Here is a 25,424-nt window from a genome sequence, read left to right as displayed (position 1 = left end):
AAAACGCTGGATTGATAAAATAGTACTAATAGGAGGTGCAGGCTTATGGCTGAACTTGAAAACCGAAAACAATTTGCACAACTGCTGGCACCTGGCGTCAAAACGCTAAAACTTCATCCTGATTATAAAGTCAGAAGGAAAAAGAATGAAAAAACAGGACAGTCTTACATAGATAAAATCGCACTCCAGCTGGGAGTCTCCCCAAACACGATCAAAAGCTGGATCGGACAGATGGGGGCAAACTACATTCCCGGAAGAATTGACGACGGAAAACTGTTCGGAATGATCTGGATCATTCTCGAAAAGACCGACTTCGATATCGATTGGTTGACCGACTTGCTGGAAGCCACCACTATCCCAGTCATCAAACCCGCATTGCCTGTATGGGCAGCATCTTGTTTGAAAAAAGCGAAAATACTGCGAAAAGACGGATTATTTGGGGCTCCGAGTGAAGACGAAATTGAAAATGTAGTAAAACGGCTGTTTCATGACAGACCCGGCCATGAAACGAATGCGCTTACAGAACAGCCTATCACGCATAATTTACCCTCACGCTGGTCCGGACGCTTTATCGGACGCAGCTTTGATATGGAAGCGATACGGCAATGGATGCTTTCTCCGTCACCAGTCTGTTTAATCACCGGCTGGGCTGGTATGGGTAAAACCACAATCGCTCTTGAAGCCGCCTATTCCTGTGTCGGCGATACTTCAGATTGGCCGACGTTCAACAGTATCATTTGGGTCAGCGCTGATTGGAAAGGATTGAGCTTTAGCGATTTTTTAAATACGATCGCCTATCAGCTCGGACGCACAGAACAAATCGATAAATCAATCAATGAAAAACGATTCGTCGTCCGCAATGCGTTAGCTAATTACACTAGAGAAAAACCGATCCTGCTGATCGTTGACAGCATTGATACTGCAGAACGTGACATTCATGAATTTATCACCAGCCTTCCGCAAGGCGTGAAAGTTCTCCTCACAGCGCGGGAAAACGTAAAGCAAACCTATCGGGAAAGCTTCGGAGAAATGACAGCTATTCAGCTGAGCGGCCTTGAGCAAACAGATGCCTTGGATTTTTTTCAGCAAGAAGTGCACCGATGCTTACAAACATGCAACATTCAAAATAAACGGGAAAAGCTGGAGCAGCTGTTACATCTATCATCTGACCTGAAAAACGAATTCATTTCAGCGACTGCCGGAAACCCGAAAGCCATGGCACTCAGCATTGCCTATATGTCAGACGATGACATCCCCGCTCAGCAGCTGATTCATGAGCTTGGAAAAGCAGGCTACTCACTGCTGGAATTGTTTGAATTCCTCTTTGGCCGCACTTGGGATAGATGCAATGAAGATACGCGAAAGCTATGGCAGACGCTTTGCTTTTTCAGCAAGCCGCCTGATGAAAAAAGCCTGGCGGCAGCAGCCGGATTAGACGCCCGCCGTTTTCATTACGCTATGGAGCAAATGCGGTCATATGCGCTGATTCAGCCGGAACGAAGCCAAGGCAGGACACAATACTTAGCGCACCAAACCGTTGTCGCTTACGGAGAACAGCACTTGTCCGAACAGCACGAATATGAAAAAGAAGCCCGCAATCGCTGGGCTCACTATTATATTGATTATGCCGAAACCCATTTAAAGCGGGAACAGCCCAACTCTATCTATTGGAGCTACCTGCTGGGACGGAACTTAGATCAAATGAAACAAGAATGGCCAAACATCTTAAAGGTCATCCAATGGGCAAGTGAAACCGATCAAAAAGAAATCCTAATCGAACTCATCACCCGCATCAGCCATTTTCTAAGCAGAATCAACCTGCCCCTGCGAATCGAATACGGGCGCAAAGCCGCCGACGCCGCCCATCAATTAGGCCAACACACACGAGAAGCGTTCTTCCGAATCGACACAGCAGGCTGGGCTCTGATGGAAGTCAATGATTTAGACAGGGCCTTACAGCAAATTGAAGCCGGGCTGAGGATTCTGGAACAATCAGACGCTCACGATGCCTATGATCTAAAGGTTTGGGGACATGCACTCAAAGCAAGGCTGTTTTTAAAAGCCGGGCAACAGGAAAAAGCAATGACCATTTTAAACAAAATCGAAGATCAACCGATTTCCCCTACGATTCAACACAGGGTTCTATTGGTTCGCGGAGACCTAAGCTTTGCGAGAGACCTTGATGAAGAAGCCATTCAACTATACGAAGCGGCAAATGAGATCAGCTCCACGTACGGCGGCGAAAAAACGATAGAAGCCTATTTCAATTTGGGTGTTGCTTATGTGAAGTGTGACCAGTTTGAGAAAGCGGAAGAAGCCTTTGAGCAAATGCTCTATGACAAACATAACGCGAATCAGGTTGAGCTGATCTATTATTATTATGGGATGGCACAGTTGTTGTACAGTAAAGGAGAGAAAACGAAAGCGATGGAATTCAATCAAAAAGCGATTCGTTTAATTGATTCTTGGGAGCCTGCGATTGGGATTCGGGGAGAGGTGGAGCGATTGGCAAGGGTGACTAAAGAAAACGACTAATACGCATAGTAGTTCTGTCAGCAATCTTACACTGTTTCTTTAATAATAAACAGAATAGGCCAACTCAAGTCGCAGTTGGCCTTTCGTTATATAGATTCCTTTAATTCAAAATGTCTTTATCTCAGCTCGCCATCCAAAGGTACAATGACTTCATCTAACATCTTTCTCCACTGACGCTTCAACTCTGGTCCGTATTTCAACGGTTTTGCATCTGGGTGTACGGCTTTATACTGATCAAATTGCTTGCTATTGATAATTCCCCCGATATTCGGAATAGGATCTGCTCCTATCACATATTGAACTGCAGATAAATACAGTTCATCCTCTGCCACAAACCAAGTATTCGCAAATTCCCTAACTGCTTGGCTGCGTTCTTTCGTGAAGAAGCGTCTTTTCACTACAAGAATATCTTCCTCTTCATCTACTTTTTTCGTATCAATGGCATTTAACATCTCACGGTATACATCTTTAACAATGTCTGATTTCTCAAGTTTTTGAAGTGCGCTTTCGATCTCATCACGGATATTCTGGTTATTGGCCGAGTATGTTTCTAATAGTCGATCAATATACGTTGAATCAATATCATAGATCTTCACTGCATTTTCTCCATAAAACTCAATGTCTGAAAAATCCGGTTCCGCTCCATCTTGGTCCTCTTCATCTATAAGTGAACCTTTAATCGTGTGATAGATACCAATATATTCTTCTAGTGTTTCCACCTGTTCTTGAAGTGCTGCTGATTTTTCCATATCATCGTTGTAGTCATCATATGTCACTAACGCTTCGTAAGAATTGTTTAGCTCTTGAAATGCTTTCACGAACTCAATTCGGGTTTCAAGAGATGTGTTCTCATCAATATCGGTTGGATTGGGAATTAATGTAGTTAGCGCTTTGTGAGCCTTCTTAAAACGTTTCTTCGATTCATCATACGTTGGATAAACAAGACTAGATTCCTCTTGTGCATGAGAATATAACTTCGTCGCATTCTTTACGTTTTGTTCCATTGTAAAAGGTTTACGGAATGTGACAATTAATCCTTTTGTCTTTCCTGGATACGTACGATTGGTCCTGGAAAAGGCTTGAATCAAATTGGCATAACTTAAATTCCGATCCACAAATAACGTTTGAATCGTTGGGGCATCAAAACCAGTCAATAACCGATCGACAACAATGACAAGGTCAATTTGTTTCCCAAATTCTTTAAATTCCCCTTTTTTACGAGCTAACCGATTGTTAATATCACCATTATATCGTTCAATATCTTCTATCGACCAAGCAGTGTGATAGTAACCGTTATAATCCTTAATAATCTCCATCATTTCATCTTGAGTTTGCTTGGAATCTTCCTCGTTTTCTTGCATTGAATACGTAATTGCAATCCGAGGAAAATCAGGATCCTCAATTGTACGCCCTGTTCGGATCGGGTGTCCCGCAAACTCTTTTGTTAACCAATCTGGATCTTTCGTCATTTCTTTAATTGCCTGATAGTAACGTTTCGCCATATCAATGGAACTTGTTGTTAAAATAGCTGATTTTTGCGGGCGGCCGTTTTGAAAATCAAATTTAATATAGGCATTATCCGGCCTAAAAATCTTATGAATGACTTTTTGAATATGTTCATCATTCTCGAACGAAGATGGTTCAAGGTATGCTTCTTTTTCGATTCCATCCATTCGATCAATCATATCGTTGATTTCATCATCACTACAATTGGCGTATTTTTCTTGATGACGCAGCTGTTCGAAAATATGATTATTTAATGAAGTGGGGTCAATTGTATCTTCATGCTCTACTTGAAACCCTAAAACAGCACCATCGTCTAACGCATTCTTAATGGTATAGGTGTGCAAAACGTCTCCATATTGATCACGAGTAGTGCGAGCTAATCGGCCCTTCGCTTGTTTTTTATTTTCATTAAATATCGGTGTCCCTGTAAATCCAAACCAAGTCGAATTTGGAAAGAACCCCTTAATGACTTCCATGCCTTCTGCACTTAACGCACGATGGCATTCATCCACGACAAAGACAATATGTTGTCCCAGCAGTTTCTTAAAGCGCTGAGTACCTTTTTGCTCCTCTTGCCTTTGGGCATAGCGCAAGGCAGCTTCTAGTTTTTGACGAGTGGTAATAATCACTGTATTGGAATTGGCATCAGACAGTAGAGTATCACTTAACTCCTTCGCACTTCCAGTTCCGACAATCAAGCTATTCGATATTGCATCACCAGAAGAAATACCGGTATTAAACTCGGAAGCAAATTTAGTGAATTCTGTCGTTGTTTGGTTATCTAAGTCTTTTCGGTCAATCAGCATAATCGTACGGTCTACACCTGCTTTGCGAGCCAATAACTTGGTAGACACAAAACTTGTCAACGTTTTTCCTGATCCGGTCGCATGCCAAACAAAGCCGGATTGATGCCTCATGGCGGATGTAAACAAGGCTTCTATGGCATGAATTTGATACGGTTTTAACACCACTAGAGCTTTGTTGTCTTGGTCTTCACTCACAATTGTATAATTGGCAATCAAACGGTGTGCATCTGGAATGTTTAACACTTGTTTCACAAACTCATAGAGATTTTCTACTTTTCGATTATCCGTTGTCCGCCAGCTAAAGATGAATTTCTTATGGATATCTTTTGGCAAAGCGTTGGCAAAATAACGAGTTGTTTGTTCGTTAGAAATGACAAATAACTGCAAGGTAGAAAAGATATTGTTTCGAAACATTCCTTCTTCTGCGTATTTCTTAATTTGATGATAGGCTTGGAATACACCGTCTTTTGCACTGGCCTGTTTTAACTCAATTTGAACAATGGGCAATCCATTAATGAGAAGTGTCACGTCAAATCGGCGGTCACGACCATCAACGTGACTCTTTTGTTTCGCAATCTGATGAACGACTTCGTATGTAGAAATGCCGCCCCCAATATCTTGATTGGAATACAGCACCAATGACATGGAACCCAATGAAACGTCTTCACGTTCAATCGTAATCCGAGCAATTCCATTTTCCCCTTTGAGCCATTTAGCAGCATCAAAGGGTGTCTGTGTTTTCGATAACAACTCTGTCTTTATCGAATCGAATTCTTTATCAGTCATTGGATGTTCCCCAATTTCTGATAAGTTATTTTGTGTAATCTTTTGCCGCAAGTTCTCCCACAAGTCAGCTTCCGATTTTAAATCAGGACGATAATTCCACTGATTATACCCTTCGCCTAACACTTCAATCAGGCGGCGCTCTACCTCTGCTTCATCTTTATGCTGGATCGTTGTCATGTTTCTCCCCCCCCTTTATTCGTTAAACAAACATCTTTTGTAGGAAAGCTTTTTTCGTTTCTTGTAAGGCATCTAATTCGCGTTGGTGAAGGGCGATCGTGTCGTCTAGTTGTTTGAAGAAGGTGCCGATTTTGGTTTGCTCATCTTTGCTAGAAGTGTAAGGGAACTTAATATTTTTAAAATTTTCAAAGAATAAATACTCTCTTACGCTTCCTTCCGTATTTTTTCTTACCTCATCAATAAAAAATTGCGATTTAATAAATTGTAAAATAAACTCATTATCCAATTCCTCACTCATTTTTAATATTACATAAAGTGAGCTCACAATTACTGTTTTATTGAGGTCATTGAATGCTATGGAACCAACATTTATTCTAGCTGGATTGTATGCGAATTCATTAGGATTAACTAGCTTATAAGATGTTTTATCAAGATTATCTAATCGACTCCCATCAAATTGTTCTGATTGGCTAACTAGTCCCACTTTATTACTTACAGAATATGCTGGATAATTTTCACCCATTGTATTTTTCTTACCAGCCTTCGAAATAAAGTCTTTAAACTTACGCTGTTCCCACTCTCCAGTAAATCCCGGGAAACGAACCTCCGGCACAGACTCCCCTTCTTTTGGAAACATTTTTTGCAAGAATCCCTGTTTTGTTTGTTTGAGGGTGGTTAGTTCTTGCTGATGAAGTGCGATTATGTCGTCTAGTTGTTTGAACAAATCACCAATTTTAATTTGTTCTTCAATTGATGGTGATATTATTACTACATCAGCAACTAATTGTTTGTTAAGACCTCCACGGGTTCCATCACCAGATGAAATTAATCGTAATTCCTCATATCTTTTTTCTAAACTCTGAAACACAAACTCGTAGTGAAGTTCCTCCTTCGGAACAATTGCTGCAATAGATTGATTCGTTGTTAGTGGTATCTCATTTATAGCCACTGTTCCCCGAGTTTTCCCTTGGCCAGCTAATGCAATTAAAATAGAATTTTCTTTTACCCAACGAGCACTTGAATTTTCGAATCCTAGAAAGGAAATCATGTTGTCCGTTGATGAAAGACGTTTTTTATTAACCTCACCAGATGACATCCATGGAATTTCACTTGGTTCCCAATATTCTTTAATTTGAGTCTTTGGAGTTCCACCTGTCAATATTTCTGCATGATTACCTATCTGACGCTGTTCCCATTCTCCAGTAAATCCTGAAAATCGAATCTCTGGTGTTCGTTTATTTCCCACGATTAAACACCTCTAACGCACCCTTGATCCATTCAGCATTTTCTTCATCATATTGTAGTGAAGAAATCATGTCATACAAGCTTGTCTCTAGTTCCTCTTTTTCTTTTCGAATGTCTTTAATGGATGCACCAATCGCAGCCATATCCACAGGTTCTTCTTCTTCAAACGTATCGACGTATCGAGGGATGTTCAAATTGAAATCATTCTCTTTGATTTCATCGAATGTTGCAACGTGGGCATATTTCGCGACATCTTCTCGTTTTTGATACGTTTCGACAATCCTATCAATATGTTCTTTAGAAAGTTTATTTTGGTTCTTTCCTTTTATAAACTCTTTACTTGCATCAATAAATAACACATCACGAGTACTGCGATTTTTCTTCAAGATGATGACTGTTGTTGGAATCGATGTGCCAAAGAATAAGTTACCTGGCATACCAATCACGGCATCAATACTGCCATCTTCCAATAATTTCTTACGGATCACACCTTCCGCCGCTCCACGGAACAGAACTCCATGTGGTAAGACGATCGCCATTGTTCCCGAATCTTTCAAATGGTAGAACCCATGTAAAAGAAAAGCAAAGTCGGCTTTTGATTTTGGTGCTAACTTCCCGTAACGATTGAAACGTGAATCATCTAAAAATGTAGCATCTGCGGACCATTTTGCAGAGTAAGGCGGATTCATAAGAACAGCATCAAAGGTATAAGGCTCATCTGTCGGCCAATCTTTGTTCAATGTATCCCCATTGCGTAACCGCATATCTTCTTTATTCACACCATGCAAAATTAAGTTCATCTTCGCTAGATTAAAAGTTGTTGTGTTTAGTTCTTGCCCATGATACTTTACACTTTCAGGATAGTTAATATAGTTTCGAATATTCAACATCAAGGAACCTGATCCCATGGTAGGGTCAAATACGCTAAATAATTTTTTGTCTTCTTGACCGATTGCGGCAATACGCGCCATCATATCAGATACTTGATGAGGTGTGTAAAATTCTCCCGCTTTCTTACCAGCTTCTGAGGCAAATTGACCAATTAAGTACTCATAGGCATCCCCAATGACATCTCCGTCATGACCGATTACATTGACATCATTTAGTTTCTTCAATACTTCAGTAATCGTGATGTTTCGCTGTTGATCATCCGATCCCAGTTTTTTCGATGTCAAATCCACATCATCAAAAAGACCGTTGAATTGGTCATATTTCGTAGACAAATCGATAAATGCTTTATTTAAGTCATTCAGCTGGAATGTGTTTTGTTTCGCTTGATTGGCTAATACATTGAATAAATACTCTGGCTCAATATCATAGCCCAAAGTATCCACTAACGTTTCAATCAAATCATTTTTGATCTCTTCATCCGCTAATAAATTCCGGTACAATTGCGTTTGTTTTTCTTGTGTGTTGTATTCTTCTAAAGATTCATCTGCGATTTCAACGACTTTTTCTAATAACTTATCAGACAAGTATTTGTAAAAGATCAATCCCAATAAGTAGTTTTTATATTCTGATGCATCCATTTTGCTTCGCAAGTTGTCTGCGGCACTAAATAATTTTGAGTGTAATTCAGCCATAGTTGTGTTCCTCACTTTTTCTATTGTTGGTCTAATCTCTTCAATGCTTCTAAATAAAGTTGCTCTTCAAGTTCCGCTTGTTTCTTCGCCAAAGCTTGACGCTTTCTCAAACAGAAATAAGCATTTCCAATCGTCCGTTGTTTCTCAATACTTGGTAATTTGATCTCCAATTCTTTTAATATTGCAGGAGTCAATTTTGGCACAGTGCTTCCTTGCATGGAAATTGCCATTTGCTTTTTCATTGCGTGCGACTCATTTAATGCATAACATAAATATCGACTATCCAAATCAATATGTTCAATCATGAGTTTTGCAAAGTTTTGATTGATGATCTTCCCATGATTTAAGTCACTCACGATCCCAGCCTTGGAACTGACAAAGCTGAAAACAACATCCCCGACACTGCTCAAATAGCTTTCTTTATGGTTTGATTGTTCAACATCAGGACTAACTTGTGAGTCTAGAAACGAGCCATCTAAATCCTTTATTAAATCCTCATATGTATAAGCAACTAATGTCGGATCATTTTTCTCATGTCCTCTAGAGAGGTTTCTCCCTATTTTAACTGTTACAATCTCTTCAAGTCGCATATCCCGCCCTCTTCAAAAAGTATTTCTTTAAAATTACTTAATCTAATTGCAATTTAAATCATATCATTCTATAACTACCCAGTCAACAATTCGTCTTGTAATTTTTACGAATTACACATAACCAATAAAAAGAGACCCCTCGTACATTCATCGAATGTATGAAAGGTCTCACTAATCCCTGATATTTTAAGTCTTCTTAGAGTAAAAATAACTTCTGAATCCCTAAATATCAAGGGCCTAGGAGGGCAGATTACATCATTCCACCCCATGCATTGCGCCTATTTATGTCCTTTTTTCACCTGATAGATATCTCACCATTTTTTAATTTTTGCACCCATATATCCACATGTTGTGATGATTTATATGAGAGGATTTCATAAAAACGTACGAAAGCTCCTTTTAATATAAGAGGAGCTTCATTTATCATAGGGCCTTCTTCCGGCCGGCTTTTAATTCTTTTTTAAAGGCTTATACATGTTCAAACAAAAACATTGCAACTGTCCCAACCTTTTTTAACAGGCTTGAGCTTCCGTGAAGTCACAAAAGTAGCTTAAACGTGCCGAGTGATTCCGAGCAGTTATCCCACTTCCGCTGCAGTCAAAACTTCTTTCTGGATAAACTTAATTTTTTCGTTTTCTTTCATGTCGGCATTCTCTCCACATTATAATGGTTCCTTTTAACAAGGTAAAAACAACGGCTATCATCAATACAGTATGCGCAATCAGCTCAGATATACCTCATCGGTCAGGTTAATTGCAACGATCACAATAACCAAAATGAGCGAAACGGCAATATCTCATGAACTGTATTAAAATATTTTTTCATACTTATATAATAACTTTTACAACCTTAAATAGATATTGTGTAGAATAGGAATTAAGTTTTGTTTTTTTCATATAGGGCCCATTATGGAAAAAATCATGTTAATTTAGAGAGGGAGGTGAAAAGTTTGAATAGAATAAAGACTCAAAGGTCCAAGGAGAACTCAAATTATACAAAAACAGTAATCACACTTTCACTTTTAGCTAATGTGATTATCTTGCTATTATTTTTTTCGCCTTTAGGGTATAAGGGGGAGGTGAATTTTAATATAACCATCTTTCCTCGTATAAATGCTGTTCTAAATAGCTTTACGTTCATCTTTCTTATAGCAGCTTTAATTTTTATAAAAAAGCATAACATTAAACTTCACAGAGCTTTCATACTTGCAGCATTTTCTTCAACAATATTATTTTTATTTTCGTATTTAACTTACCACTTCTTATCTCAAGAGACCACTCATTATGGAGGAGAAGGGCTCGCCAAATACTTTTACTACATTATTCTAACTTCTCATAGTATTCTTGCTGGTATTGTCGTACCGTTAGCGTTATTTTCATTAATTTGGGGTTTAACAATGCAGACACAAAAACACCGAAAAATAGTACGTTGGACAATGCCAATTTGGCTGTATGTTAGCCTTACGGGTGTTTTAGTTTATTTATTAATTTCCCCATATTACTAGTGATAAAAAAACGCTCCTATATAGGAGCGTCGTTTTTCAACCGAATAATTGTTCACACATATCTTTTGCCCCAGCCCAGCTTATTCCGCCAGTTACTGCTGCACATAATACACCACATGCAACTGCTCCCCAACCTCCAGTTACAGCTGTACAAGCTGCAATACAAGCAAATTTAGATCCTGTACCAAGAACTGCACCTACGATAGCACTACATAAACTTGATTGCTTAAAATCAGCAGACTTTCCTGAAATAAAATTTTCATCTAATTTATTTCCATCTTTATCAATTGTAACAGAGTATTTTGCTCCTGATTCTACGTTTATGACTTCAGCTTTTACAGTCTTATCATCTAGTTTTTCAACTTTTTGTTTTAAAGTTACAAATTTTTCGTTATTAACGTCAACAAAATACTGGTTATACTCAATCTTATCTTTACTATCACATAGCTTTTCTGCGATAATTACAGCTTTGTCTTTATCATTTTCGACTACTGCAGCTTTTTCTTTATCCAAAGCTAACGTGTTCACATTATTGTCTTTTAATATTTCAATAGTTTTATTTAGATCTTTTGTGGTAGGTGCTACCAAAGGATCTGTTTTCTCACAGGTTGGACACTTTTCCTCCGCTTGAACTATTGACGTACTTCCGAACATTAGTGTTATCATAGTAAATGTTAACACTACAGCTAAAAGCTTTTTCATAGAACATCCTCCTAATCGTTATTTACATACTATATTTTACCAAACATTCTACTATATTAAATGGGTTTATTTAACTAAATTGGAAGAGGTGTTTTGTCATGACCAAAAAATTCTCTAAATTAATAACAGTTGTTTTCGTAATAACTTTAGTAAGTCAAATTGTATTTTATTCTCTAAATAAAGACTTTAACTTTTTCTCTTGGAACTTTATCTCAACCTTCATAGTCTATTTTCTAGTTTTATTAGTTTTATCTTTTTTTACAATGAATTTTTATAACAAAAATAAATAACTCCCTCTCTCTCTATGAGAGGGAGTTATTTATTTCAATAACCTTCAATTTTTTTCGGTCTATAAATCTAACTGTAGAAAGCCCTTCTAGCTATAGGCGTCGGCGGTAACCCAAACAAGAGATTCAGATAGGTAAAATGACATAGTTAAAATTGACCATTTCACCACTTTTGTATCACATTTAGTCTGTTTCTTCATTTCCCCATGGTAAAATCTTGTTGGAGCTATTCAAACGAAAGGATATGAACATGAAAGTATTTGAAGCCAACTCACTGCTTTCAGAAGCAGATAGACGTGCAAAGGAATACAAAGAATTAAGAAGTCAGATGGTCAATCTAAAAAAGGCTTTTAAAGCTGTAGCTGATTTAGATGACAGTGAGTTTTCCGGCAAAGGTGCTGACAACATTAAAGCATTTTATCAAGACCACGCAGGTGTAGCTGGCGATTGGATTGACTTACTTGATATGAAAATTGCTTTCTTGGCAAGTATTTCAGGCATTTTAGAGGACGCCAGCTTATCTGATGCATATATAGAAGAATCCTTCTTAGAACACGAGCTGGCTAACGCCTACACAAAATCAAAATCCATTATGTCTGAACAGAAGAAAGCGATGAAAGATATTTTAAATGATATCGACGATATTCTTCCGCTTGATTTGTTCTCGACAGAAGACTTCAAAGACGAACTTGCAGATGCAGAGGACAAACGTAAAAAAACAGTCGATAAATTAGGAAGCGTGGATGAAGCACTTGTTACTGAATATGCCCAGTCAGAGCCAAACGAGCAATTCATCAAGAAGGACTTCCAAAAGCTTGAGGAATCCACAGGCAAAGGCAAAAACGCTACGCCCATTCACTACAACGCCAAGGCGTACCGTGAAAGTGACATACATAAGAAAAAAGGCGATATTGAGAAACAGACTGAAGTTTATTTGAAGATCAAGAAAGATGAAGCGAAAGAACGAGAAATCAAAGAATTGAAGAAGAAGCTAGCTGACGGAGTGACTGATCCGGATGAATACTTAGAAATTGCCAAGAAGGTCGGCTATGAGAATCTTACCCCTGAACAGCTCCAGTATGTGGTACAGCTTGAACAAGCAAAACAGCTGAAGGCCGTCGGTGAAAGTGTAATCAATACCGGTAAGACAGTAATTGACTTCGTCGACGGAGTTAATGATGGAATTGACGATGTGATTGACGATACGATATATGGCGTCAAAGACTTGGTTGTTGGTACATGGGAATATTCACAGCTTCCCACCGAACTAAAACTCACAAAAACAATTTCAACAGTTTTAAGCGCGCCCTCTTATTCAAAAATCATCTGGACAAACCTGATCGACTCATGGAATGATAAAATGGTAAATGGCGATGCATACGAAAAAGGGCATTATATCAGTTATGCGATAGGAAATATCGTTGGCCCAAAAGGTGCAGGTGCCGCAGTGCAAACGACTACCAAGCTTTCTAAAGTAGGTAAAGTAGTTGAAGGTGGAACAGCCGCTGCTCATGTCAATAAAGGGCTTTTAAAGGGAAAAGACTTTATTAACCCCTTATTAAAAAATAAATATGAACCTGCACTTGTAGGGATAGCTAAAGATATTGACAATACGTATAATGCAAAAAATACTCCTTTGTTAAAAAGTATTATTGAAAATCAAAAAGAGAGTATTTTAACTAAATCTACAACATCTAATTTCAGTTCGGGTAATGGAAAGTATACCACAGGTACAATGAAGCACATCTACCATGGAGAAATAAATAAACGCGGTAAAGCAGTTGGTTATCACCATGAAAGTATGATGGGCGGAAAAATTATTCAGGGTACGGAAAAAAAACCTGATAAAAACGGAGTTTATATGGCAAAGGTTGAGGTTGACGGTGTTAAAAAAATAGCTGATTCTAGTTTCTTCCCAAGAGAGTGGAACCGTGCAGATGTATTAAAAGCTATTGATGAAGCTTACCAAACTAAAAAGCAAATCGGCTCAAATAAATTCAGGGGCATGTCTGCGTCGGGTATAAAAATAGAAATGTATTTAAATAAGGATGGAACAATAGCAACTGCATACCCGTTATATAAAAAATAATCTTGAAGGTGAAATAACATATGAAATATCCATATAAATTTGAAGAAGATCCATTTGGTGATTTAGGAATAGTATTGCCAGAAGAAATCAGTATTTTCTCTGATTTCATTGAAAACATCGCTACGGAAGAACAAGCCAACGAGTATATAGATTACATTGAGAAGGTTTTAGAAGGGATATATGAAGATTTTGAGATTGAGTTAAATGCTACAAGTGTTCTCATTAAAAAAGATGTGACAATTGTTGAAAACTCTTTTAGGATAGAAGAACCCTATGAAAACTCAATTGAAACCGATCAATTTAGAGAATTGCTATTAATATGGCAAGATAAAATTCCGGACATATTTAAAGGCTGAATAAAATTAAAACTCTTCTTACATAAAGAAGGGTTTTACATATCGAGGCGGAGATTTCATATGATTGAATGGGATTTCGGAGAGCAACCTGTTAGTAACAAGGAAATTAATGAAGTAGAAGACACATTACAAGTAAAGTTCCCAAAAGATTATTTAGAATATGTCAAAATCTATTCGGCGCTACCCCCTTTCCTGAAACTTTTGATCTTGAAGATAGGGAAGAAATTGCATTCTGATACTTACATAGCTTCCATAAAGAAAGCGAGTCATATATAGTAAACGTTTCTAATCGTTATCGAGACGGTAAAATGCCAGATAAAATAATATCAATTGCAGATGACGTGTTTGGCAAAAAAGTCTGCTTCGATTTTAGAAAAGGACTCAGTATTCCTTTTTTGCTTTTGTTTTCGGTCCATAAATGCCATGTATGCCCGTACATACTACACAGGTTTATTTACACATCAAAAAAGACAGAAAAAAAGAAGCTTCTCACAAGTTCAGTGAACTCATGAGAAGCCTCGAAAATTTATAAATGGATCAATAGGGCATAAAAATGACGTCCGTTGCCGACAACCCCTTGTAAATCAAGGGTTTTTTGTCGGTTTTACATCATGCCGCCCATACCGCCCATGCCGCCCATGTCAGGCATTCCGCCGCCAGCGTTTTCTTCTGGCTTGTCAGCGACAACAGCTTCAGTAGTTAAGAACATTGCAGCTACAGACGCAGCGTTTTGAAGAGCTGAGCGTGTAACTTTTGTTGGGTCAACGATACCTTTTTCGATCATGTTTACCCATTCGCCAGTTGCAGCGTTGAAGCCTATGCCGATTTCTTCGTTTTTGAGGCGCTCAACGATGACAGATCCTTCAAGGCCAGCGTTGTGTGCGATTTGACGGATTGGCTCTTCAAGCGCGCGAAGCACGATGTTGATACCTGTTTGAGCATCGCCTTCAGCTTCAACTGCAGCGACTTTGTTATATACGTTTACAAGCGCTGTACCACCACCGGATACGATGCCTTCTTCAACAGCCGCGCGAGTTGAGTTCAGGGCGTCTTCGATGCGAAGTTTACGCTCTTTCAGCTCAGTTTCAGTCGCAGCGCCGACTTTGATGACAGCTACGCCGCCAGCAAGTTTAGCAAGACGCTCTTGTAATTTTTCTCTGTCGAATTCAGAAGTTGTTTCTTCCACTTGAGCGCGGATTTGAGTCACGCGGGCAGAAATTTTGTCTGTTTCGCCAGCGCCTTCAACGATTGTTGTGTTTTCTTTAGTAACGACAACTTTAGAAGCGCGTCCCAATTGAGCGATTTGAGTAGATTTCAGGTCAAGGCCAAGATCTTCTGTGATGACTTCTCCGCCAGTAAGGACAGCGATGTCTTCAAGCATTGCTTTACGGCGGTCACCGAAGCCAGGAGCTTTAACAGCAACTGCGTTGAATGTGCCGCGAAGTTTGTTTACAACAAGTGTTGCAAGTGCTTCGCCTTCAACGTCTTCTGCGATCAGAAGCAATGGTTTGCCTTGCTGAACAACCTGCTCAAGCACAGGAAGGATTTCTTGAATGTTTGTGATTTTTTTGTCTGTGATTAAGATGTAAGGATTGTCAAGAACCGCTTCCATCTTATCAGAGTCAGTTACCATGTAAGGAGACGCATATCCGCGGTCGAACTGCATACCTTCAACAACTTCAAGCTCAGTTGTGAAGCCTTTAGACTCTTCGATTGTGATAACGCCGTCGTTTCCTACGCGCTCCATTGCTTCAGCGATAAGGCTTCCGACTTCCTCATCAGCAGCAGAGATCGCAGCAACCTGAGCGATAGACTCTTTGCCTTCGATTGGCTTAGAAATTTCTTTTAAGTTTTCGATCGCAACCGCTACAGCTTGTTCCATCCCTTTACGCACGCCTACAGGGTTAGCGCCTGCTGTTACGTTTTTAAGGCCTTCACGGATCATTGCTTGCGCAAGAACTGTCGCAGTTGTTGTACCGTCACCGGCAACGTCGTTTGTTTTGCTGGCTACTTCAGCAACAAGCTTCGCACCCATGTTTTCAAACGCGTCTTCGAGTTCGATTTCTTTAGCGATTGTTACACCGTCATTTGTGATTAACGGAGAACCGAATTTTTTCTCTAGAACCACGTTGCGTCCTTTTGGTCCTAAAGTTACTTTAACAGCATCAGCAAGTGCATCGACACCGCGAAGCATTGCGCGGCGGGCTTCTTCACTAAACTTAATATCTTTTGCCATGTTTACAGTACCTCCTCGAATTTTTAAATGTTTTTATTTAAGAATTAGCCAATAACAGCTAAAATGTCGCTTTCACGTAAGATTAAGTATTCAGTACCTTCGTATTTCACTTCAGTACCTGCGTATTTTGAGAAGATAATGCGGTCGCCCTCTTTTACTTCTAAAGCAACGCGCTCTCCGCTTTCTAACACGCGACCTGAACCAGCTGCCACGATTTTGCCTTCTTGCGGTTTTTCTTTTGCAGAATCCGGCAACACAATTCCGCTGGCAGTTTTTTCTTCAGATTCTACGAGTTCAATGACAACGCGATCACCTAATGGCTTTAACAATGTAATAACCTCCTCAATAGTATGAATATGTAATTTTAGCACTCAGCACTAAAGAGTGCTAACACAATTCTTATAATAAAGAATCTCCCTTCCAATTTCAAGTGATAAGATAAAAAATTTTTCACGCTTACATCATTCTTTTCCGCTCCCTTTTCCGTTAGCTTTTTCACCCCCGTACCGATTATGTTACAATAGCTGTAGATGAACGAAACCCACTTAACAAAGGAGTACATACCATTTGAGAAAACAGTATTGGTTTATTATTTTGACATATATCATCATGCAGTTTTCCGCATTAATCGCGATTCCCTTGTTATTTAAATTCGGTTATGCCGGAGGACAGCCTACAGATGAAAATATGCTGCATGCACAAGGATTATGGTCCGTTATCAGCTTTATCGCCTGTCTCGTTGTTGTTCTGCTCATTCTGAGAACCGTTCCGAAAGAAACGCTGCGAAACGGACAGAAGGACTCAATCGGACTTTCTATCCTTTGGGCGATAGCCGGTTTTTTCATTGCCCTTTTCTCTCAAGGAATAGCAGGCTCTATTGAATATTATGTTTTTGGCATCGGAAGAGAATCAGAAAATACACAAGCGATTCTGGATGTCATTCAGGCAGTCCCGCTCATGATTATCGTTTCTTCCATCGTCGGGCCTATATTAGAAGAAATCATCTTCAGAAAAATCATTTTCGGCGCGCTGTACGAAAAAACGAATTTCTTTTTTGCAGGACTGATCAGCTCGGTTATTTTCGGTATTGTTCACGCTGATTTGAAGCATCTTCTTCTATATACAGCAATGGGCTTTACCTTTGCCTTTTTATATGCCAGAACAAAACGGATATGGGTGCCGATTTTCGCCCATTTAATGATGAATACATTCGTCGTCATCATGCAGCTTGAGCCTGTTCGGAATTACCTTGAACAACAGAGCACACAAATGCAATTGATTATTGGAGGATTATTTTTATGAGAAACCCGGTAGTTTGGGGAATGATCTACTTTGCCGTAGGGTGCATCTTTACTTATCTTGCCGCAAGCTCGCCAGGCAGCATGTGGTCATTTTACTCCATCCTGCTGATGGTGTTCGCCGCTTACAACATCAGCATTTCTTTTAAGATGTTCGCCTTTTCATTTAAAATCAAAAAGAACCAAAAATAAAGAAAATCCATTTCTGAATGAGAAATGGATTCAAATTAAATCCTAAAACGGCTTTCGTGTTAGGATTTTGTCATTTTCAGCGTGATTGAAAACCCTTGAAGTCTAGGAAAGGCGAGCATTGGAGCGGAGCGAATGTTTTCATTCGTGAGCACCAACGCACAGGCTTGACAACAAATGCGGGGGTTTGTCAACACGCTGAATCCATTTCTCGCATGAGAAATGGATTTTTTATTATTGCCCCGAAGACACGTCCTGATCGGCAGCACTGCTTTTCTGCGCTTTCCGATAGGCGGCCTTCGATATAAGGATACTGATTTCATATAAAATCAAAAGCGGGACTGTGACCATCATATGGGACAGAAGCTCAGGCGGTGTAATCAGGGCTGCGATCACCAGCAGCGTAAAATACGCATACTTTCTGATTTTCGCCAAGAACATCGGTGTCACAATTCCGAGCCTGGTCAAAAACATGAGGATGACCGGCATTTGAAACAGCAGTCCAAACGGAATCGTCAGCTGCAGAAGAAAATGAAAATATTCATTAATTCCGATCACCTGATTGACATTCAAATCCTGAGAAATCCGCTTCATAAAATCAACAACAAAAGGAAATAAAATATAATATGAAAAAGATAAGCCCGCTAAAAACAGCAAAATAGAGATCGGAATGTAGCTGAGCGTTACTTTGCGCTCTTTCTCATAGAGACCCGGGCTCACAAAAGCCCAAAGCTGATAAAGAATAACCGGCGAGGTCAGGACTATGCCGATGATAAACGCAAACTGCATAAACACATAAAGCGGGTCTGTCAGGTTAAACGCGTTAAGCGTAAGCTGCTTCGCTTCATCTGTTTCTTGCAGATACACAATAATCGGCTTCGCTAAAAAAAATCCAGCAATAAAGAAAACGACAAACGCCAGCGCTACAATCAGCAACCGTTTTCGAAGCTCAGCAATATGCTCCAGCAGCGACATTTGATTCACTTTCATTCGTGTCATCCTAACTTACTGATCTTCTTTCTTTTTTTCCTCTTCATCACTCGTTAATCCTTTTGTAGCGTTTTTGAATTCACGAAGTGTGTCTCCCGCTGCTTTCCCCAATTCAGGCAGCTTTTTGGGACCGAAGATAATAAGAGCAACGATTGCGATAACAGCAAGGCTTCCAGGACCGATCGGCATATTTGGGCTCCTCCTTTCCCTCTATTCGATTTCCTCTAAAACTGAATAATGCTTCAAAAAATAAACCAGTGACTGAAGCTCAACTGCTAAATCTATATGATGAATTCGAATGTGTTCCGGCACATTCAAACGGGCCGGCGTAAAATTAAGGATTCCTTTGATTCCTAATGCGACCAATCTGTCTGTAATGGATTGAGCGGCAACTGCTGGCACTGTAAGAATGGCAACTGATTCATCTTTTACGTGTTGTTCAAGGTCATCAAGGTTATAGACGGGCACGCCGCCTACCTCAGTTCCTATTTTACTCTCATTTATATCAAAAGCCATAGAAATTTTTGTGTTATTATTTTTTGTGAAATTATAGTGAAGAAATGCCGTTCCCAAGTTCCCGACACCAATCAAGATGACGTCTGTCATCTCATCCTGATCAAGCGTTTTTCGGAAAAAAGACAGCAAATAATCCACATTATATCCGTATCCTTTTTTGCCAAGAGCTCCAAAATAGGAAAAATCCCTCCGAATCGTGGCAGAATCAACCTTTACGGCATCACTGAGTTCAGCGGATGATACACGCTGTTTTCCTGACGCATGCAGATTCTTTAAAAAGCGATAGTAAAGCGGCAGCCGTTTCGCCGTCGCCTGCGGAATTTTTGATTGATCCTTATTCATTTTTGGTCCTCCAAATTATACTCGGATAGTTCTCTTTTAAAGTCACCGTTTTTCCCGCCTGTCTTCTCCAGCAAGAAAGTAGGGCCGATGACCATCCCCTTATCAAGGGCCTTGCACATATCGTAAACGGTAAGAGCGCACACCGATGCAGAAGTGAGCGCTTCCATTTCCACACCTGTACTCCCTTTCGTTTTGACCTGTGCTTTTATATGAAGTATAACTTCTGCTTCTTTTATTTTCCAGTCAAACGATATATCTACCCCGCTCAATGAAAGCGGATGGCACATCGGAATGATATTCGACGTTTGCTTTGCGGCCATAATGCCTGCCACCTGTGCGACAGCCAGTACATCTCCTTTGCCGATATCGTGACTTTGTATTTTCTCGTACACTTCATTCTTCATGTGTACGCTTGAAACAGCCGCCGCAGTACGGACAGTCGAAGATTTTTCGCTGATATCCACCATCTGGGCTCTGCCCTGTTCATTAAAATGAGAAAATCCATTCATATTAAAACGCTCCTTAAACAGATCATACACTATTTTCTTCTCTATGTCTTATATGGCCAATGTATTGTTTGCTGACTTCTGGTTCATAAGCTACACTTAACTTATTATAGCAGAGGTGAAATAATATGATGATCTTACAAGTTAATCAGCTGTCCAAATCATTTGGTGCTGATACTATTTTAAACAATATAAAGCTGGAAGTCAGAAATCGTGATCGCATCGCCATTGTAGGAAGAAATGGCGCCGGAAAATCCACGCTCCTTAAAATTATCGCAGGCCAGCTTTCGTATGAAAAGGGCGAAATTATTAAACCGAAAGATATTACAATGGGATATCTCGCCCAGCATACTGGCTTGGATTCTAAGCTTACCATAAAAGAAGAGCTGCTGACTGTTTTTGACCACTTAAAAGCAATGGAAAAGGAAATGCGGGCTATGGAAGAAAAAATGGCGGCAGCTGACCCGGGTGAATTAGAAAGCATCATGAAAACCTACGACCGCCTTCAGCAGGAATTCAAAGATAAAGGCGGCTATCAATATGAAGCGGATGTAAGATCTGTGCTGCATGGTCTCGGCTTCAGCCATTTTGACGATTCTACACAGGTTCAAAGCCTCAGCGGAGGCCAGAAAACAAGACTGGCTTTAGGTAAGCTTCTGTTAACACAGCCTGATTTGCTCATTCTCGATGAGCCGACAAACCATCTGGATATTGATACGCTTACCTGGCTTGAGCATTATTTACAAGGCTATTCAGGCGCCATCCTCATCGTTTCGCATGACCGCTACTTTTTGGACAAAGTAGTAAACCAGGTGTACGAGGTATCAAGAGCAGAAAGCAAAAAGTATCACGGCAACTACAGCGCTTATCTCGACCAAAAAGCCGCGCAGTATGAAAAAGATCTGAAAATGTATGAAAAGCAGCAGGACGAGATTGCAAAGCTGCAGGACTTCGTAGACCGAAATCTGGCGAGAGCCTCTACCACCAAAAGGGCGCAAAGCCGCAGAAAGCAGCTTGAGCGAATGGAAGTCATGTCAAAACCGCTTGGCGATGAAAAATCTGCAAACTTTCATTTTGATATTACAAAACAGAGCGGAAATGAAGTCCTCCGTGTTCAGGATCTCACAATCAGCTATGAAAACCAGCCGCCGCTTTTAACAGAAGTGTCATTCATGCTCACAAGAGGAGAAAGCGCAGCGCTTGTCGGCCCTAACGGAATTGGTAAATCGACATTGCTGAAAACATTGATAGACACCCTAAAACCAGATCAAGGAACGATCTCATACGGCTCAAATGTCAGTGTCGGCTATTATGATCAGGAACAGGCTGAGTTGACTTCCTCTAAACGTGTCCTTGATGAGCTGTGGGACGAGTACCCCGGGCTCCCAGAAAAAGAAATCAGAACGTGTCTCGGAAATTTCTTATTCTCCGGAGATGATGTGCTGAAACCAGTTCATTCACTGAGCGGAGGCGAAAAAGCAAGATTGGCTCTAGCTAAGCTGATGCTTCAAAAAGCCAACTTTCTCATCCTTGATGAACCGACGAACCATCTGGATTTAGACAGCAAAGAAGTTCTCGAAAACGCGCTGATTGATTATCCAGGCACACTGTTATTTGTCTCACATGACAGATATTTTATTAACAGAATCGCCACAAGAGTATTGGAGCTTTCTTCAAGCCATATAGAGGAGTATCTGGGAGATTACGATTATTATACAGAGAAAAAAACAGAGCAGCTTGAATTGGAGAAAATGAATCAGCAAGAGGAAACTGATAAAACGCCAGCTACAGTGAAGTCTGACTCCAAACGTTCCTACGAGGAAGAAAAAGAATGGAAAAAGAAAGAGCGCCAACGCCTCCGTCGGATTGAAGAAATTGAAACCACTGTTCAAACCATTGAAGAGAACATTAGCCGCAATGATGAATTGCTATGTGACCCTGAAGTCTATCAGGATCATGAAAAAGTACAAGCTATCCATGCAGACAATGAGAAGCTTAATCAGGAGCTGGAATCTCTTTTGGCCGAATGGGAAGAACTATCCACAGAAGAAGATTAAAAAAGTCAAGCACCTCTTTTTAGAGGTGCTTTTTATCCACAGAACATCCCCTAATAAATAAACAAAGTAAGCGCTTTATACACACTATCCACAAAATATTCTGAATTTATCCACTTTATTAACAGTGACCTCAGCCCTTTATCCATCAATATCTCTATAATTACTCACAGACATGTGGATAAATTGTGAATTGTCTGTTAATAACAAACATATAAAAAGTCTCACGCTATTATCTCGTGAGACTTTGATAAGAAGCCAATTCAAGGCCGGGCTGGCCATTCATATCATATGCACCGCGAATTCCTTTTTCAAAAGCAATTGTACCAGCAGCAGCAATCATCGCAGCATTATCCGTGCATAAAGCTAATGGAGGAATGACAAGCGTAATCCCTTCATGCTGGGCAAATTCCTTTTCTAATGCAGCTCTGAGGCCTCTGTTTGCAGCTACTCCTCCGGCTAAAAGGACCTGTTTGACATCATATTCCTTTGCCGCGCGCGCCGTTTTGGTTACCAAGACATCGATCACACTATTTTGGAAACTGGCAGACAAATCTTCCGGAGCAATCTCTTGCCCTTTTTGGGATGCATTATGAAGCGTATTGATCACCGCAGACTTCAATCCGCTAAAGCTGAAGTTGTAAGAGCCTTCTTCAAGCCATGCGCGAGGAAGCGGAATATTGTCATTCCCTTTTTCAGCTAGCTTGTCAATTTGCGGTCCACCCGGATATGGCAATCCCATCGTCCGCGCCACTTTGTCGTAGGCTTCTCCTGCCGCATCATCAAGGGTTTCCCCAATGACTTCAAATGATCCATGTTCCTTCATATAAACCAGTTCTGTATGGCCTCCTGAAACGACCAATGCCAGTGCCGGGAACACGATGTCTTCTACAAGACGGTTCGCGTATATATGACCGGCTATATGATGAACGCCTACTAACGGAATGTTATGTGCAAAGCTCAATGCTTTAGCGGCATTCACTCCGATAAGAAGCGCTCCCACCAGTCCCGGACCTTCTGTTACTGCAATCGCATCAATATCACTATACGTCATGCCAGCTTTGCGAAAAGCCTCTTCTATAACCAAAGTGATTTGTTCAACATGATGTCTTGAAGCAATTTCCGGAACAACGCCTCCGAAGCGCTTATGGCTTTCAATTTGAGAGGCTACTACATTTGAAATGATCTCTTTCCCGTTTTTCACAATAGCTGCAGCAGTCTCATCACAGCTTGTTTCAATTCCTAATACGTACATGTCTTTTTGCTCACTCATTTATCGTCACCCACATAATTAACGCATCTTCCCCGTTATCAGTATAATAGTTCTTTCTTATTCCGCCGGGCTGCATCCCGAATTTCTTATATAAGCCTTGAGCAGGATGATTCGAAACCCTCACTTCAAGCGAAAGCCGCCTTGCGTCTTTTTCTTTGCACAGTTCAACAGCTGAGCGAAAAAGCGTTTCTCCTAAAGACTGGCCGCGATACTCTGGTTTTATCGCTATATTTGTAATTTGGGCATCGTCCATCACAATCCAAATCCCGCAATACCCAGCAAGATGGCCGTCCTTTTCAATCACGAGATAATGAGCATACGGATTTTCCAGCAGCTCATGATAAAACGAATCCTTCGTCCAAGGAGACGTAAAGGAGGATGCTTCGATTTCGTATACGTGATCTATATCTTCAAGCCGCATATTTCTGACCGCTGCTTTTGTTTTCATCCTATCACCCTACTTTTGACTTTCAATCCATTTCGCTTCAGCTTCTGCCAGCCGCAAGTAATCCGGGACAAGCCCATGAACATCAGCTGCTTCCTTTTCCTTCCCGAGAAAAGCCAATTCTGAAGGACGCGGGTTATGCTGGGCGGCAGTTCCAATGAACCCTTTTGTTCCAAGCACATCCTCGATCATCTGCTTGTGAATAGAAGTGTCGTGACCTAAAAACAAAACAGAACGATTCTTTTCTTTTAGCATCTCCAGCCAATCTGCCAGCATCACATTTTGATCTGGAACAACTTGCTCTAAAAGTCCATTTTTATATTGATACAGACCTGTGTACACCTGTCCCCGTCTAGCATCAAAGATTGGGCTGATCAGACCGTCAAAATGCCGACCATTTGCCGCAAGCGTCTCAAGACTTGATACAGCACTTATTGGAATGTCTAAAGACCAGGCAAGTGTTTTGGCCAACGTCACACCTATTCTTACTCCTGTGTATGAACCAGGGCCTTTTGCAACGACAATTTTAGAAAGGTCCTGCGGTGCCATATCACAATCATTCAGCAATGAATGAACAGCAGGCATCGCTCTTACAGAGTGGTTCTTTTTCAAGTATGTAATGTATTCTGCTATAACGGTGTCTTCTCGAAGCAGCGCAATGCCCAATGTATAATTTGATGTATCAATTGCTAATATTGTCATGTCTACTTAACTCCTCACAAAGCATTTCATACCGATTCCCGACAGCAGTAAAGGTAATTTCCCGCTCATCATCACCAGCTCTTTTGATGACAATTTGCAGTCGCTCCTGCGGCAGCTGTTCTTCAATTAAATGAGCCCATTCAACGAGACAGACACCTTGTCCGTGAAAATATTCATCAAGTCCCAAATCTTCACTTTCATCTTCCATTCTATACACATCCATATGATAAAGAGGAAGTACGCCATCGTTATATTCTTTTATAATTGTAAAAGTCGGACTGTTTACAACACGTGTAATTCCCAGCCCTTCTGCAAAACCTTTCGTAAAAGTCGTTTTTCCTGCACCTAAATCGCCCTCTAATGTCAGGACGTCTCCCGGTTTAGCAAACGATGCCGTCAGCTTGGCAATTGCTTTTGTTTCTTCTGGATTTACAGTTCTCCATTTTAATTGCTTCACACAAGTCACCCGTCTTATTTAAAATGATTATATCCCTTTTTCTCTAAGATCATTGATGTTTGATCTGTTTTTAGGATCACTTTAGATTTTGTTTTTTCCCTGACATGGCCAATCTTTGTAATGGGAAGTTGACGTGCTGCGCACTGTTGCTTCAACACTTCCCACTCCTCATTTGAAACCGTCCCTGTCAGCTCAAAATCCTCACCGCCAAACAAAGCCCATTCTTTCCAGTTAGGATGAAGCTTAGGCA

General features: G+C 40.3%; 24 protein-coding genes (1 of these 24 cut by a window edge). 8 read left to right on the top strand and 16 right to left on the bottom strand.

Going from position 1 to position 25,424, the window contains the following annotated elements; translation table 11 throughout:
* The first annotated feature begins 45 nt into the window (after positions 1–45).
* Positions 46–2,535 (top strand): glucitol operon transcriptional regulator GutR, encoded by a 2,490-nt coding sequence (gene gutR, locus NX903_RS02855; RefSeq protein ID WP_137200604.1) that lies wholly within the window; start codon positions 46–48, stop codon positions 2,533–2,535.
* A gap of 116 nt (positions 2,536–2,651) precedes the next feature.
* Here gutR and NX903_RS02850 read toward each other — a convergent pair whose 3' ends face one another.
* From NX903_RS02850 to NX903_RS02835, 4 genes are read right to left on the bottom strand one after another with little or no spacing between them, the layout of a single operon-like run.
* Positions 2,652–5,810 carry a type I restriction endonuclease subunit R gene (locus NX903_RS02850; protein WP_134983281.1) on the bottom strand — a complete coding sequence of 1,053 codons (3,159 nt, stop codon included), beginning with the start codon at positions 5,808–5,810 and terminating at the stop codon, positions 2,652–2,654.
* A gap of 22 nt (positions 5,811–5,832) precedes the next feature.
* On the bottom strand, positions 5,833–7,056 hold the full coding sequence (locus tag NX903_RS02845) for a restriction endonuclease subunit S (protein ID WP_134983282.1): 1,224 nt from the start codon (positions 7,054–7,056) through the stop codon (positions 5,833–5,835).
* Complete coding sequence (locus NX903_RS02840; protein WP_134983283.1) at positions 7,046–8,638, bottom strand: type I restriction-modification system subunit M; 1,593 nt, start codon at positions 8,636–8,638, stop codon at positions 7,046–7,048. Before NX903_RS02840 ends, NX903_RS02845 begins: the two co-directional genes overlap by 11 nt.
* A 20-nt stretch (positions 8,639–8,658) precedes the next feature.
* Positions 8,659–9,228 (bottom strand): restriction endonuclease subunit S, encoded by a 570-nt coding sequence (locus tag NX903_RS02835; protein ID WP_134983284.1) that lies wholly within the window; start codon positions 9,226–9,228, stop codon positions 8,659–8,661.
* 940 nt (positions 9,229–10,168) lie between these two features.
* Here NX903_RS02835 and NX903_RS02830 point away from each other — a divergent pair.
* Entirely contained in the window at positions 10,169–10,732 is a 564-nt protein-coding gene (locus NX903_RS02830; protein WP_099043961.1) for a DUF420 domain-containing protein, read from the top strand.
* 36 nt (positions 10,733–10,768) lie between these two features.
* On the opposite strand, the gene NX903_RS02825 is transcribed toward NX903_RS02830, so the two are convergent.
* Positions 10,769–11,434: a hypothetical protein gene (locus NX903_RS02825; RefSeq protein WP_134983285.1), complete on the bottom strand. Its 666-nt coding sequence runs from the start codon at positions 11,432–11,434 to the stop codon at positions 10,769–10,771.
* A 537-nt stretch (positions 11,435–11,971) separates the two neighbouring features.
* On the opposite strand from NX903_RS02825, the gene NX903_RS02820 reads away from it, so the two are divergent.
* From NX903_RS02820 to NX903_RS20930, 3 genes are read left to right on the top strand one after another with little or no spacing between them, the layout of a single operon-like run.
* Entirely contained in the window at positions 11,972–13,810 is a 1,839-nt protein-coding gene (locus NX903_RS02820; RefSeq protein ID WP_069703743.1) for a T7SS effector LXG polymorphic toxin, read from the top strand.
* 20 nt (positions 13,811–13,830) lie between these two features.
* Positions 13,831–14,166, top strand: coding sequence for a hypothetical protein (locus tag NX903_RS02815; protein ID WP_041336754.1), 336 nt, complete (start codon positions 13,831–13,833; stop codon positions 14,164–14,166).
* A gap of 60 nt (positions 14,167–14,226) precedes the next feature.
* The gene (locus tag NX903_RS20930; RefSeq protein ID WP_041336752.1) at positions 14,227–14,442 is read left to right on the top strand and encodes an SMI1/KNR4 family protein; all 216 of its coding nucleotides are present in this window, start codon (positions 14,227–14,229) and stop codon (positions 14,440–14,442) included.
* 328 nt (positions 14,443–14,770) lie between these two features.
* On the opposite strand, the gene groL is transcribed toward NX903_RS20930, so the two are convergent.
* A complete protein-coding gene (gene groL / locus NX903_RS02810) occupies positions 14,771–16,402 on the bottom strand; it encodes a chaperonin GroEL (RefSeq protein ID WP_086343523.1) in 1,632 nt (543 codons plus the stop codon).
* A gap of 44 nt (positions 16,403–16,446) precedes the next feature.
* On the bottom strand, positions 16,447–16,731 hold the full coding sequence (gene groES, locus NX903_RS02805; RefSeq protein WP_003155970.1) for a co-chaperone GroES: 285 nt from the start codon (positions 16,729–16,731) through the stop codon (positions 16,447–16,449).
* A 238-nt stretch (positions 16,732–16,969) separates the two neighbouring features.
* On the opposite strand from groES, the gene NX903_RS02800 reads away from it, so the two are divergent.
* Complete coding sequence (locus NX903_RS02800) at positions 16,970–17,704, top strand: CPBP family intramembrane glutamic endopeptidase (protein ID WP_003234069.1); 735 nt, start codon at positions 16,970–16,972, stop codon at positions 17,702–17,704.
* The gene (locus NX903_RS02795; RefSeq protein WP_003225680.1) at positions 17,701–17,892 is read left to right on the top strand and encodes a YdiK family protein; all 192 of its coding nucleotides are present in this window, start codon (positions 17,701–17,703) and stop codon (positions 17,890–17,892) included. The genes NX903_RS02800 and NX903_RS02795 overlap by 4 nt, the downstream gene beginning before the upstream one ends.
* A gap of 231 nt (positions 17,893–18,123) precedes the next feature.
* Here NX903_RS02795 and tatC read toward each other — a convergent pair whose 3' ends face one another.
* The 4 genes from tatC to moaC are packed head-to-tail and all read right to left on the bottom strand — an operon-like array spanning position 18,124 to position 20,246.
* Positions 18,124–18,888 (bottom strand): twin-arginine translocase subunit TatC, encoded by a 765-nt coding sequence (tatC, locus tag NX903_RS02790; RefSeq protein WP_015252680.1) that lies wholly within the window; start codon positions 18,886–18,888, stop codon positions 18,124–18,126.
* Positions 18,889–18,894: 6 nt separating this feature from the next.
* Positions 18,895–19,068, bottom strand: a complete 174-nt coding sequence (gene tatAY, locus NX903_RS02785; protein WP_003234072.1) for a sec-independent protein translocase protein TatAY — start codon at positions 19,066–19,068, stop codon at positions 18,895–18,897.
* Positions 19,069–19,089: 21 nt separating this feature from the next.
* Positions 19,090–19,737: a redox-sensing transcriptional repressor Rex gene (locus NX903_RS02780; RefSeq protein WP_003234073.1), complete on the bottom strand. Its 648-nt coding sequence runs from the start codon at positions 19,735–19,737 to the stop codon at positions 19,090–19,092.
* Entirely contained in the window at positions 19,734–20,246 is a 513-nt protein-coding gene (gene moaC / locus NX903_RS02775; RefSeq protein ID WP_003243499.1) for a cyclic pyranopterin monophosphate synthase MoaC, read from the bottom strand. Before moaC ends, NX903_RS02780 begins: the two co-directional genes overlap by 4 nt.
* A 125-nt stretch (positions 20,247–20,371) precedes the next feature.
* Here moaC and NX903_RS02770 point away from each other — a divergent pair, with 125 nt between their 5' ends.
* Positions 20,372–22,300, top strand: coding sequence for an ABC-F family ATP-binding cassette domain-containing protein (locus NX903_RS02770; protein WP_086343522.1), 1,929 nt, complete (start codon positions 20,372–20,374; stop codon positions 22,298–22,300).
* Between the two features lie 229 nt (positions 22,301–22,529).
* Here NX903_RS02770 and tsaD read toward each other — a convergent pair whose 3' ends face one another.
* The 5 genes in view from tsaD to thiL are tightly spaced (at most 14 nt apart) and all read right to left on the bottom strand, a layout consistent with a single transcriptional unit that may run on beyond the window.
* Positions 22,530–23,570 carry a tRNA (adenosine(37)-N6)-threonylcarbamoyltransferase complex transferase subunit TsaD gene (gene tsaD / locus NX903_RS02765; protein ID WP_029317384.1) on the bottom strand — a complete coding sequence of 347 codons (1,041 nt, stop codon included), beginning with the start codon at positions 23,568–23,570 and terminating at the stop codon, positions 22,530–22,532.
* Positions 23,563–24,018: a ribosomal protein S18-alanine N-acetyltransferase gene (gene rimI, locus NX903_RS02760; RefSeq protein ID WP_003243019.1), complete on the bottom strand. Its 456-nt coding sequence runs from the start codon at positions 24,016–24,018 to the stop codon at positions 23,563–23,565. Before rimI ends, tsaD begins: the two co-directional genes overlap by 8 nt.
* A 9-nt stretch (positions 24,019–24,027) precedes the next feature.
* Complete coding sequence (gene tsaB / locus NX903_RS02755; RefSeq protein ID WP_086343521.1) at positions 24,028–24,717, bottom strand: tRNA (adenosine(37)-N6)-threonylcarbamoyltransferase complex dimerization subunit type 1 TsaB; 690 nt, start codon at positions 24,715–24,717, stop codon at positions 24,028–24,030.
* Entirely contained in the window at positions 24,698–25,174 is a 477-nt protein-coding gene (tsaE, locus tag NX903_RS02750) for a tRNA (adenosine(37)-N6)-threonylcarbamoyltransferase complex ATPase subunit type 1 TsaE (protein ID WP_015715341.1), read from the bottom strand. Before tsaE ends, tsaB begins: the two co-directional genes overlap by 20 nt.
* Positions 25,175–25,188: 14 nt before the next feature.
* Positions 25,189–25,424: the 3' end of a thiamine-phosphate kinase gene (gene thiL, locus NX903_RS02745; RefSeq protein ID WP_086343520.1), read on the bottom strand. 742 nt of this gene lie beyond the right edge of the window; only the last 236 of its 978 coding nucleotides appear in the window; its start codon lies beyond the right edge, outside the window; its stop codon occupies positions 25,189–25,191.

The organism is Bacillus sp. FSL R5-0576, from assembly GCF_038004765.1.
GTDB classification, from domain to species: domain Bacteria; phylum Bacillota; class Bacilli; order Bacillales; family Bacillaceae; genus Bacillus; species Bacillus subtilis.
The sequence above is the reverse complement of the archived record's forward strand: the minus strand, read 5'-3'. Positions and strand labels throughout refer to the sequence as shown.

Coding starts and splice junctions, on each gene's coding strand:
- gutR (WP_137200604.1), top strand. CDS start 46: ATGGCTGAACTTGAAAACCGAAAACAATTTGCACAACTGCTGGCACCT.
- NX903_RS02850 (WP_134983281.1), bottom strand. CDS start 5,810: ATGACAACGATCCAGCATAAAGATGAAGCAGAGGTAGAGCGCCGCCTG.
- NX903_RS02840 (WP_134983283.1), bottom strand. CDS start 8,638: ATGGCTGAATTACACTCAAAATTATTTAGTGCCGCAGACAACTTGCGA.
- NX903_RS02835 (WP_134983284.1), bottom strand. CDS start 9,228: ATGCGACTTGAAGAGATTGTAACAGTTAAAATAGGGAGAAACCTCTCT.
- NX903_RS02825 (WP_134983285.1), bottom strand. CDS start 11,434: ATGAAAAAGCTTTTAGCTGTAGTGTTAACATTTACTATGATAACACTA.
- NX903_RS02820 (WP_069703743.1), top strand. CDS start 11,972: ATGAAAGTATTTGAAGCCAACTCACTGCTTTCAGAAGCAGATAGACGT.
- NX903_RS02815 (WP_041336754.1), top strand. CDS start 13,831: ATGAAATATCCATATAAATTTGAAGAAGATCCATTTGGTGATTTAGGA.
- NX903_RS20930 (WP_041336752.1), top strand. CDS start 14,227: ATGATTGAATGGGATTTCGGAGAGCAACCTGTTAGTAACAAGGAAATT.
- groL (WP_086343523.1), bottom strand. CDS start 16,402: ATGGCAAAAGATATTAAGTTTAGTGAAGAAGCCCGCCGCGCAATGCTT.
- NX903_RS02795 (WP_003225680.1), top strand. CDS start 17,701: ATGAGAAACCCGGTAGTTTGGGGAATGATCTACTTTGCCGTAGGGTGC.
- tatC (WP_015252680.1), bottom strand. CDS start 18,888: ATGACACGAATGAAAGTGAATCAAATGTCGCTGCTGGAGCATATTGCT.
- tatAY (WP_003234072.1), bottom strand. CDS start 19,068: ATGCCGATCGGTCCTGGAAGCCTTGCTGTTATCGCAATCGTTGCTCTT.
- NX903_RS02780 (WP_003234073.1), bottom strand. CDS start 19,737: ATGAATAAGGATCAATCAAAAATTCCGCAGGCGACGGCGAAACGGCTG.
- moaC (WP_003243499.1), bottom strand. CDS start 20,246: ATGAATGGATTTTCTCATTTTAATGAACAGGGCAGAGCCCAGATGGTG.
- NX903_RS02770 (WP_086343522.1), top strand. CDS start 20,372: ATGATGATCTTACAAGTTAATCAGCTGTCCAAATCATTTGGTGCTGAT.
- tsaD (WP_029317384.1), bottom strand. CDS start 23,570: ATGAGTGAGCAAAAAGACATGTACGTATTAGGAATTGAAACAAGCTGT.
- rimI (WP_003243019.1), bottom strand. CDS start 24,018: ATGAAAACAAAAGCAGCGGTCAGAAATATGCGGCTTGAAGATATAGAT.
- tsaB (WP_086343521.1), bottom strand. CDS start 24,717: ATGACAATATTAGCAATTGATACATCAAATTATACATTGGGCATTGCG.